Consider the following 11,499-nt stretch of genomic DNA (forward strand, 5'->3'; position numbering starts at 1 on the left):
ACCAGATCCGGAACCGCACCGACCCCCCACGAGAGACCGTAGGCCAGCAGGAAAAACGACGTGAGACGCCGGTTCCGTATCAGTGTTCTCAGTGATCGCCCTGACTGTTCATGACTCATCGGTAACTCGGCGTCGGTGGTGACTGTACGCCATTTCAGTATCCTACTGTAGTTGATTTACTGACAATATAAACCCAACTATCACAACGGTCTGTCACGGCGTCCCACCGTGGTGCGAAAGGTCGGCCGACTATTTCTCGCCGGGACTCTCCGTGCTGCGGAATCGGTAGACTCGACCTTCTGACCGAACGTTCTTGTACGGGCGGACTATCTCCCGGAGCACATGAAGTTCGACGGCGACTTCGGCGACCACCACAACATCGTGTCGTTCGACATCGAGACGACGCACTACGATCCCACCAAGGGCGAGACGGTCGCCATCGGCGTCGGCCAGCACGAAATCGGATCGTCCGCAAGTGAGGCACAGTACCGGATATTCGCCAGGGAGAACCCTGCGACGGCGGACGAACGCGACCTGGTGGAACGGGCAGTCGAGTATATCAACCGGCTCAACGGCGACACGCTCGTGAGTTACAACGGTATCGAGTTCGACATGGACTTCCTCTCCGAGCGTTGCGCTCAGTTCGACCCGGCCCCTGGACCGCCGCGGCTACACGAGACGGGTCGGCATATCGACCTGTTCGCCGGCCGGAAAGAGGCCTGTGGGCCGAACGACAAGTGGCCCTCGCTCGAAGAGTGTCTCGATAGCTACGATTTGCCGGTCCCGAGGACCGTCTGGAACGGTTCTCCACTGGATAACACGCGATTCGGTACGGAGTTCGCCCCGGCGTTCCTCGACGCGCTTGCGGACGGCGATGAACAGGAAATTAGCCGGTTCCGTGGCGTCCTCGACCATTATTTAACGACCGATCTCGAAGCGAACATCGCACTGTACTGCGCCGATCAAGGCCTCCCGTTCGATCCCGTCCATCTCCGTCTCCACGGCGAATTCCAAACGTGAACCTCCCTCTGAGGTCAAACGATACGGTCTCTCTCCCGACGGTCTTGCCTTGAGATTCACACAGTTCGACGATCTGTTTCCACACTGCATGACTGATGAGCGAATTCCCTGTTCCTGATGGCCTACTCAGGAGTATCTCGGAGATTCCTCCATTCTGGAGAGGCGGTTTTAGATTGTCGACGACACGACCCAACTGGTCGTCACGACCGACGGTACGGTTTTCCTTGATGATGGTATCTGACCGGACGAGGTCTTTTGTGACGTGCCAGGAGACTCCACCCCCTCATCCATCGACTTGGGTTTTACCTCCCCCTCATGCAAGGGTGCATTGAGGACCTGAACGACACAATCACTGGGGTGAAGAACGACTCTGAATGCGAAGAGAAGCAAATTCGCCGGTTCAACAAGGATCTATTTTCTGGTATAAGGCTTGCACTCCTTTCTTTTGCTCCCACTGATAGACCATTCGGCCACGGTGGTTACGACTATTGTCGTGGAGGAGCGGCAATCCTCTCTCTTGGTGTCATCTCTCTTGTATTCGGTAACCCCCTCGCTGGCTATCGAACTCATCCCGAACTTCTGATTGGACTGGTCCGACGACACATTTTTGAAAGCTACCTGAGTCCGATACTCCGTGTCAATTACACGAGCGAAGTCTATCGATTCTCTCTACGAGGAATGCAAGGATTTCGACCTTGTGCTCGTGCCGGATGCGCCGATGGCGAGTGCCCTAAACCGGCGTCTTGACCGACCTCACTTCGGGCCATTCGCGATCACACCACGGCGTCTGGCTGCTCGACGCCGAGAACAGGCCGAGGATCGACTCGCCTTCCTCGAAATTATTCAAACGACTGACCTCAACTGGAAGGAGACGTCCTATGCGGTCGGGAACATCCTCCAATGCTGGGAGTACCAGGGAACAGCGGAGGCCGTTCTCGACTACGAACAGTTCGCGACGGCGGCAACGCACACCGCTGTCGACTGCATCGCCGAGATGGACACGACGTCTACCCGTCTCACTGAGTACAGTATCGAAGCCGACACGTCGGTCGCTGTCGTCGGTTTCAAGCAGCTTACCGAACTCGAACGCTCGATCCTTCCCCCAGATTACGAGACGATCGACCCGTTCTCCGAGGAGCCATTCGATCATCCATCCTTCCACATTCTCGACTCACCAGCCGCGATCGTCGACGCTGTCCTCGATACGGTCACACCGGAGAACGCCGACGACGTGGCTGTCGTCCTCGATGCAGCCAGTCAGTATTCCTCGCTCATTGAATCGGCGTTGGAAGCTGTAGAGATTCCGTACTACGGTGGCCCGGGGTTCAATGATGATGCCCGGCATCGCGCATTCTTACAGCTCCTTCGAAGTGCCCACGCTGGCCAAGATACGCGAGTAGGCGACGTTCGACCACTCCTTACCCAGCTCGGGATGCCCGTCGACATCGAGCACGACGAGAAGCGTCTCTACGACCTCGACCGCCCGGAAGTAGACTGGATCCTAGAGTTCCGTGATGAGATTCGTTCCCGCACATTCGAGGAGGCCATCAACGAATACGAAGCAGTCACTGACGCCTCTTTCGACGCCTTCAGAGCGGAACTCGCGACGCTCGGCCTCCTTAACGACACCGTCACCGAACTAGCAGTCGACCGTCTCGAGTTCTATCTGCAGTCCTACGAAGTGCCTGTGGACCGCGAAAACGAAGGAGTACTATTGGCCGATGCGAAATCGGCCGCTCACGTCGACCGCGCCGTCGTGTTCTATCTCGGCCTCGACGAAGGGTGGACGCATTCGTCGCCTCGTCGCCCGTGGGTCGACCGAGATCAGGAGTTCGAGCGGAACATCAGGCAGTTCCAGCTCCTCCTGCAGAACGGTGTCGACCAGTACTACCTCGTGCAGGACACCGCCGGTGGGACGCCAGTCACCCCGTGCCTGTATTTTGAGGAACTGTTCGACGAGGAGTTCGACCGGTTCAGTGACCTTGACTCGCTGCAACACTCACGAACGTTTCGACCGACGCAGGACGGGTTCGATAGAGAACCACTCGACGTTCCTCCTGAGAAGGTCACCGCACTGAGCCAGTCGAGTCTGAACACCTACGTCAACTCCCCCCGCGATTACTTCTTCAGTCGACTCGTCGACAACCCTGACAAGGAGTACTTCAGGGAAGGGAACCTGTTCCACGACTTCGCAGAGTTCTACGTCTCCCATCCGGACGTCATCACGACGGACACGCTCGATGAGGTCGCAGCAGTCATTCTCGACGAGGTAGACCCATTCCTCCGAGGCGTCGACCGGGAGGTCCGACTCACGAGATACCGTGTCGGTCTCCAGACCATCGTCGAGTTTCTCGATGCAAATTCACCCCAGGGTGACGGCTTGGCGACGCCGGACAGTGGTTGGGGGGCGAATTTCTTCGCCGAGTATTACGACCGTCCCATCGATGCCTCACACACTGAACGCTGGTTCGAGAACACCGACCTCGGACTGAAGGGAAAAATCGACCTCGTTCACAGCCCTGCCCGACTCCTCGACTACAAGAGTGGCACAAAGAAGTCGGCATATTCCATCGTCAAACACTCCGCACTCGACCCACCGAGCGACAAACCGAACTTCCAAGCATTGCTGTATCTTGCTCATCAGCGAACCGAGCATCCGAATGAAGAACTTCGATTCACGTTCTTCCACTTCCTCGAGACACTCGACGATGTGGTGACTGGAGATGGGTCTCTTGACGATTGTCTCACGACGGTCACCTACTACCCAGTTACTTACGAGGGTTACATCGAGAGACGAGACACCTTTACCGAACTCCAAGAAGACGCCGCAAACGCTTGTAACAAGACCTTTTCCCAAATAGAGTATCAAGAGTATCAGGAGTTCTTGGATGTACACGAGTTCCCGGAGACGAGAGACAAGGACGAACTCTTGGACTCCATGTTTGCTCGCCTCTTGACGGAACAGATGACGGAGAGAGTTGGCGACTACAAGTACGTGAAGAAGGGCTGTAAGCAGGCTCTGAGACACCTCCTTCGAATTCGCAACCAGAACTATTTCACCGGCGACGTGGACGCATTCGAGCAGTTCGTCCATGATCGACTTTCGGAGTTGAACGACCGCCGTGCCGGTGATGAGCGGTTCCCGGTTCAGGGACTCGGTGGCGACCCGAACTATCGATACGTGGATAACCGAGACTGCATCCTGGAGGATGGTTCGCGATGACCGCGCCGAACGACCAACAGCAAGCCCTCATCGACAGCACAGAGGGCATTCACGTCGTCGACGCCGGTGCGGGGACCGGAAAGACGTTCACCGTCACCCGTCGATACGCCGAAATCGTCGACAAAGACGACGTCGAACCTGAAGACGTCCTCCTCGTGACGTTCACCAATAACGCGGCGGCGGAGATGAAGGACCGAATCGTCGCCCACTGTGACTACGGGATGCGTGAACTCTCGGACGCACCGATCCAGACGTTCCACAGCCTCTGTCACGACATTCTCATGGAGCACGGATTCAAGACCCCGACGCTTCTCGGCATCGATGACCGGATTACGGGGTCCACACGCGTCCTCGAAGACGAGAACGTCGAGAAGGCGAAGTTCCGCGAATTCATCGGGCGATTCAGCGACGACCACCCCGAGTACGACGACTTCTTCCGCGCCGTCGAGAAGCCAATAGAACTCCTCGGGTTGATCAATCAGCTCGCAGCGAAGGGTGTGTTCCCGACGGCTGATAGCTGGTACCGAAACGGCGAGCGGCATTTGGACGGTGATTTCGAGGCGTTCCGTGCGATTTTCGACGAGCTGAACCAGCCTCGGAACGACGGAAACAAACAGTCAAAGCTTCGCTCGAAACTCGGAGGCTACGGGAAAGATAAGTGCTACCTCCCAGATGCGCCCGAGGAAGACGAGATCCGTGGCGGATGGGGAGAGAAGCAAGTTCCCGCTGCCGTCGCACGACTGGCGTTCGAGGAACAGCGAGAGGGTCTCAAGAACTTCGTTCACGACGTCTACCACGAGTACCTTGAGTTCGCACTCAGTCGGAATTACCTCAACTTCAGCTTTCTTCAACTGTTCGCGTTCGTCCTGCTCTGTGACGACCACCGACTCCGCGACGACATCGCTTTCGAGTACGTGATGATCGACGAGTTTCAGGACTCAAGCGAGATTCAGTTCAAACTCGCACTCCTGCTCGCGGAGACGAACAACATCTGTGTCGTCGGCGACTGGAAACAGAGCATCTACTCGTTCCAGTATGCCGCCGTCGAGAACATTACCGAATTCGAGTCCCGACTGGATCGGTTTGTGGAGGAGTTGAACGAAGACTACGAGCGAGTACCGTGGGCGACACGCCCGATCATCGATATCGAACTCGTCGAGAACTATCGATCGACGCAGGCCATCCTCGACTTCTCCGAGCACAGCCTGGTCACGCCCGCTGCGAACAAGGACGACGTCGACGAGGCGGCCGTCCGAGATAGAATTGTGTCTCTCTCCTCGAACGCATCGCACGAGAACTCTCAGATAGAGGCGATTCAACACGAAGACGAACACGAAGCCGTTCTGACCAAGATTCAGGAAATCGTCGGGAACGAGGCGTATCAGGTCGAGGAGGATGGGAACCGTCGTCTGCCAGAGTACGGTGACATCGCCGTCCTCACCCGAACTCGTGACTTCGGCCGGGAACTCCTCTCTGTCGCCGAGGCGTATGGATTGCCGGTGGCGTACGAGGGGGGCATCGAGTTGTTCCGGTCTGACCCGGCGAAGCTTCTTCTGGCGTGGCTGCGGATCCTCGACTCCGACACGGAGCGCGGATGGGCAGTCGTGCTTGAGGAGGCCGGCTACACGCTCGACGAAGTCAAACACGTCCTCGATAGCGAGGAGTACCCCACCAACATGCAGGCGTTCAAGTCGGAGCTTGCGTCACTGGAGACGGTCGGTGGGGTTGCCCAGCGTGTGTTCTCCCAGTACGACTACGACGGGGCCTATGCCGACGTGCTGCTGACGACGATTCAGTCCGTCCACAGCGCGACGACATTGACACGAGGTGACCTCATCCGATTCATCGAACGCGGCATCGAAGACGGAAGCACCCACGAGGTCCACGCGAGCGCCGGTGTGAATTCGGTGACGGTCCAGACCATCCACGCGGCCAAGGGACTCGAGCACCCCATTGTCGTGCTCGCGAACATGAACTCCCATTGCTTCCCACCGTCAGGCGGGAACAGTAACGCGATCACGTTCGACGATCCGATCGGGATCCGCCAGCGGAAACTCTACGCCGATGATCACGGGTATCCACACATTCACGACAACTGGCGGGCCGACACCCTTCGAACGTGCCTGCCGCGTGGCTACGATGAGGAGCGACGCTTGCTCTATGTCGCGATGACGCGGGCTGAGAGCCATCTCGTGTTCGCTGCAGGCGAGAGCCCAAACACGTTCATCGAATCGCTTCCGGTCGACCTCGAGGAACTGGAACCCAACGTTCAGGAAGACGATATCGACGAGACGACGCAGGCAAACCTGCAGATTGCTGTGCCGACGCCGGATGGTCCAGTCGGTCACTCACCACATACGCTGATGCGTGACGCTGTGTTTGAGAATATCGATGACGGGAGAGGGACAGCGTTCGGAACGCAGACCCACGAGTTCGCTGAGCGGTACATACTGGAAGGAGACGTCGAGCCCTCGAACGACGATGAACGTCACCTCAAGTCGCTTACAGATTCGCTCGATGGTGAACTACGAGTTGAGGAGGATGCGTATCTGCCCCTCACCGTCGACGGCGAGCAGGTCACTATCTCTGGAATCGTCGACCTCGTTCATATCCGTCCCGATACTGTCGAGATTATCGACTTCAAAACTGACCTCGGGCGGCACGCCGAGGATGAGTATCGGAAGCAACTCAGCGTGTACTATCACGTCCTGAATGAATGGTTCTCTGATCGAGAGGTGACCGCAGAGCTCTTCTATACTGCACAAGGGGACCGTGTTGCTATTGATCCACTCTCGAAAACGGACCTAGTCGAACTAATTGGTCGAGGACAGCGTGGAGACGCCAGCGTTGTCGAATAGTCATACCGCAAATCAGACTTTCCTTGAACATCTCCGGCAGTCGTTCGGGGCCAAGATATTCGACGGCTTCGGTGACGAATACGTATGTTCGCTCTATTCGCTCGGTGATGAGTGGTCGAGACGGAGCGGTTCAACGCACTCGTCGAGCCGAGTCACGCCCGGGAGCAGACCCGAGATGAGGACGCTGGCTACACCGTCCACGCCAGAGACCATTCAGCACAGAATGGTCACGGACGACCACCTCCGTCGTTCTCTTTCGAGTTCCGGTCCCCCTCAATCGAAGAGTATCAATCCACAGACAAGATAATGGGAGTGCGGTACCAACACCCAACCCATGAGCAACCCTTCAGACTACGAGCTTCCGGGGGACTCTTCACCCGAACCCCACTCCGAGGGGGCCGTCTACTGTTGTCGAATTTGCCAGTTAGAGTCGGAACGCGAGACGCGAGCGAGGACTCTCTCCTCCACAAGGGAGCCGTCCCCCTCACCCGAACACGCTACGCACGACCGGCCAGGCGGGACCAGCACCCAACCCGAAGAACCGGTCGAACACGCACACCACGAACACGAAGGTCACTCCGAGAACAACGACACCGAGACCGGTCACAATCACAGCGATGGGACTGAACACACTCACGACGCGCACAGCCACGACGCACACGGCCGCGAGGGTGGACAGGAGGGTCACAAATCCCACACTGACCATTCGGGGCACGAAGAGATGTTCCGGCGGCGGTTCTGGGTCTCGCTAGTCCTCTCGGTTCCGGTCATAATCTTCAGCGAATTCATCCAGGGCGTCCTCGGCTACACGGCACCGACGTTCCCCGGGAGCGTCTGGATTACGCCTGTTCTCTCGGTGATCGTTTTCGCGTACGGTGGTCTGCCATTCATCTCGATGGCTCGCACCGAACTCCAAAATCGCGAGCCGGGGATGATGATGCTCATCTCGCTGGCCATCACCGTCGCGTTCGTCTACTCCATCGCCAGCCTGTTCCTCGAAGGGACGACCCCGTTCTTCTGGGAACTCGTCACGCTGATCGACATCATGCTCTTGGGCCACTGGATGGAGATGCGCTCAGTCAGGCAGGCCTCCGGCGCACTCGACGAACTGGCGAAACTGATGCCCGATACCGCCGAACGCGTCACCGAGAGTGGGGATACCGAGGACGTCCCCGTCGCCGAACTCTCGGAGGACGACGTCGTGCTCGTCCGGCCCGGGGCGTCGGTTCCCGCCGATGGCGAAGTCGTCGAAGGCGAGTCCTCGGTCGACGAGTCAATGATTACGGGCGAGTCCCGACCCGTGGACAAAGAACCCGAATCCGAAGTGGTCGCGGGGACGGTCAACCAGGACGGCAGTCTCCGCGTCCGTGTGACGAAGACCGGAGACGAGACGACCCTCGCGGGAATAATGCGCTTGGTCGACGAGGCCCAGAAGTCGAAGTCCCGCACGCAGTTGCTTGCCGACCGCGCGGCTGGGTGGCTGTTCTACATCGCTCTCGCCGTCGCGGGCATTACGGCCGTCGCTTGGGTCGCCGCAGTCGGATTCAACATTGGGGTCCTCGAACGCGTCGTGACCGTCCTGGTCATCGCATGTCCTCACGCACTCGGCCTCGCCGTCCCCCTCGTCGTCGCAATCAACACCGCAACCGCGGCACAGAACGGGATGCTCATCCGCGACCGGATTGCGATGGAAGAGGCTCGAACTCTCGATACGGTGATATTCGACAAGACCGGGACGCTCACGAAGGGCGAACAGGGCGTCGTCGGGATTCAGATCGCCGGTGAGTGGGACGAAGAGCGAGCGCTCGAGATCGCCGCCGGTGTCGAGGGCGACTCCGAGCACATGATCGCGCGTGCCATTCGGACCGCAGCCGAGGAACGCGGTGTCCGACGAGCCAGCGTCTCGAACTTCGAGAACCTCCGGGGCCTCGGTGTCCGGGCCGTCGTCGACGGCGACACGGTCCACCTCGGTGGGCCAAACCTGATTGAGAAATTCGGTATTGAACGCTCCGACGATATCGTCTCCTTCGCCGAGGAAGCCGGGTCGAACGCCCAAACCGTCATCTACCTCATCCGGGACGAATCCGAGGTTGTGGCGGCCTTCGCCCTTGCAGACGTTATCCGCGAGGAGAGCCGACAAGCCGTCAAGGCACTCCACGAGATGGGCATCGAGGTAGCAATGCTGACGGGCGACTCCGAAGACGTCGCACGCGCTGTCTCTGCGGAACTTGGGATCGACCAGTACTTCGCCGAAGTGCTGCCCGAAGAGAAGGATACCAAGGTAGAGCAACTCCAGTCGGAGGGGAAACTCGTCGCGATGGTCGGTGACGGCGTCAACGACGCCCCGGCACTGACCAGAGCCGACGTGGGTATCGCGATCGGCTCCGGAACCGACGTCGCGATCGAATCGGGTGACATCATCCTCGTGGACAACAATCCGCTGGACGTGGTGCGACTCATCCGACTCTCGAAGGCAAGCTATCGGAAGATGCAGGAAAACCTCGTCTGGGCGACTGGCTACAACGTGATTGCGCTCCCGCTCGCGGCCGGGATTCTCGCACCCATCGGCATCCTCCTGTCGCCGGCAATCGGTGCCGTGTTCATGTCGCTGTCAACGATCATCGTCGCGGTCAACGCCCGCCGTCTCAGAGGGGTCGATCTCTCGGTATGAGGGCGCTGATTGTCGGAAGCTACGGGTCGGTCACACGATTGCGGGAGAGTTGGCCACAGCACCCGATGCCGTCCACCAGATCCATGAAGTTCTGGATCTCGGGCCGATCCTCTCTCTCCTCCGTGAACGAAAATACCGCCTCACCAATAGCGAGTGGGATCGTAGAACAGGCGAACCAGCCACGCCAACACGATGAGACAATACTCACGATGAGACAATACCCATGACGACGCAGTCAGTATCCGTAGGTGGACGCACATTTGCGCCGGGAGAGAAGGGTTCGTTCCGTTTCCCGTGTAGTGAGACGTATCATGGAGACGCACTCGAAATCCCGGTTACAGTCATCAACGGCGCGTCGGACGGTCCGTGCGTGTTCCTGACCGCAGCCGTCCACGGTGACGAACTCAACGGTGTCAAAATCGTCCAGGAGGTCGCAGATCGCTACGAGCCAGAGGACCTCCATGGAGCGCTTATCTGCCTCCACGTGTTGAACGTGCCGGGCTTTCTCGCCCAGCAGCGGTACGTCCCCATCTACGACGAAGATCTCAATCGCTCGTTCCCCGGTAACGCCCGGGGAACGTTGGCCAAGCGGCTTGCGAACACGATATACGAGGAGTTCATCTCGAAATGCGATTTCGGCCTTGACTTCCATACATCGACGCGCAACCGAACCACGATGTACCACGTCCGTGCCGACATGCGCAACCCGGACGTTGAACGACTCGCTCGGGCGTTCGGCACGAGCGTGATTCTCGACGGAGAAGGCTCACGTGGGACGCTCAGGAGTGTGGCCTGTCGGGACGGTATTCCGACGGTCACGGTCGAGATGGGACGCGCCCATCGATTCCAGACGGCACATCTCGATCGGGCGCTCCACTGCGTCGCGAGCGTGCTCGCCGTACACGAAATCCTCCCGGACCGACCGGTCTCTTGGCCCGGATGGACCCGCGTGGTCGCCCGCGACGGGAAGAAGACGTGGCTCCGCGCCGAGACCGGCGGGCTCGTCGAGATGGAGTGGGGCCCACACCCGCTCGTTGAGGAAGGCGAGCCGTTGTTCACCATTTCAGACCACTTCAAGACCGATATCGAGACGATTCGAGCGCCGTCTACCGGACTCGTCGTCGGCGTTCTCGAAAATGCGGTAGCATACCCGGGCCATCCCCTGTGTCACTTCGTGAGCGTCGACGAGGAAACCGCCGACATCATTCGCGACGACATTGAGCGGGGCGTGTTCGACATCTACCGAGCGGGTGGTTTCCAGTGGTCCGAACCGCGCTGGTATGCCGAGCACGAGCACGAAATCGACTCCGAGCACGGTCACGGAACTGACTGACCGGCCATCTCACCCGTCGTCCTGTCGGTGGGGACTTGACTCCGTCGCGACTCCGCCCGAGAGATCACAGGGTCGAGCTATTGAACCGACCGTTGGGATTCAATCGTCCGTCGGAGTAAATTTGAATCCGTATCGGATCACCCCTTCCTGCTCGTAGATCCGACGGACAACTTTCTGTACACGGTCGCCCCGGCCGCAGTCTCTGGGGTTACAGTCTGCGAGCATTGCGGGAACGCGGACTCCTTCGTCGAGCTCGACAACGACGACGCCGATCGGCCCGTGTTGTTTCTCGAAGGTGGCGAACTCCGGCGGCGCGGCCCCCTCGATGACCGTGTGTGCGACGATTTCGCCGGTGCCGTCGGGAGTCACCTCCTCAAATTCGACCATTTCATTA

6 protein-coding genes are annotated in these 11,499 nt (G+C 58.8%); 5 read left to right on the top strand and 1 reads right to left on the bottom strand.

Features of this window, described 5'->3' with window-relative positions:
* Nucleotides 1–342 precede the first annotated feature (342 nt).
* The 5 genes from ACNS84_RS03860 to ACNS84_RS03880 all read left to right on the top strand — a co-directional run bounded on the left by ACNS84_RS03860 (nt 343) and on the right by ACNS84_RS03880 (nt 11,105).
* On the top strand, nt 343–1,020 hold the full coding sequence (locus tag ACNS84_RS03860; protein WP_435073516.1) for a ribonuclease H-like domain-containing protein: 678 nt from the start codon (nt 343–345) through the stop codon (nt 1,018–1,020).
* Nucleotides 1,021–1,654: 634 nt separating this feature from the next.
* The gene (locus ACNS84_RS03865) at nt 1,655–4,243 is read left to right on the top strand and encodes a PD-(D/E)XK nuclease family protein (RefSeq protein ID WP_435073517.1); all 2,589 of its coding nucleotides are present in this window, start codon (nt 1,655–1,657) and stop codon (nt 4,241–4,243) included.
* Nucleotides 4,240–7,101, top strand: a complete 2,862-nt coding sequence (locus ACNS84_RS03870; RefSeq protein ID WP_435073518.1) for a UvrD-helicase domain-containing protein — start codon at nt 4,240–4,242, stop codon at nt 7,099–7,101. Before ACNS84_RS03865 ends, ACNS84_RS03870 begins: the two co-directional genes overlap by 4 nt.
* 721 nt (nt 7,102–7,822) lie before the next feature.
* Nucleotides 7,823–9,772 (top strand): heavy metal translocating P-type ATPase, encoded by a 1,950-nt coding sequence (locus ACNS84_RS03875; RefSeq protein ID WP_435073519.1) that lies wholly within the window; start codon nt 7,823–7,825, stop codon nt 9,770–9,772.
* A gap of 223 nt (nt 9,773–9,995) precedes the next feature.
* On the top strand, nt 9,996–11,105 hold the full coding sequence (locus ACNS84_RS03880) for a succinylglutamate desuccinylase/aspartoacylase family protein (protein ID WP_435073520.1): 1,110 nt from the start codon (nt 9,996–9,998) through the stop codon (nt 11,103–11,105).
* Between the two features lie 99 nt (nt 11,106–11,204).
* Here ACNS84_RS03880 and ACNS84_RS03885 read toward each other — a convergent pair whose 3' ends face one another.
* Nucleotides 11,205–11,492, bottom strand: a complete 288-nt coding sequence (locus ACNS84_RS03885; RefSeq protein WP_435073783.1) for a Zn-ribbon domain-containing OB-fold protein — start codon at nt 11,490–11,492, stop codon at nt 11,205–11,207.
* Nucleotides 11,493–11,499 lie beyond the last annotated feature (7 nt).

Source organism: Halorubrum wangae (assembly GCF_051194135.1).
Lineage (GTDB): Archaea > Halobacteriota > Halobacteria > Halobacteriales > Haloferacaceae > Halorubrum.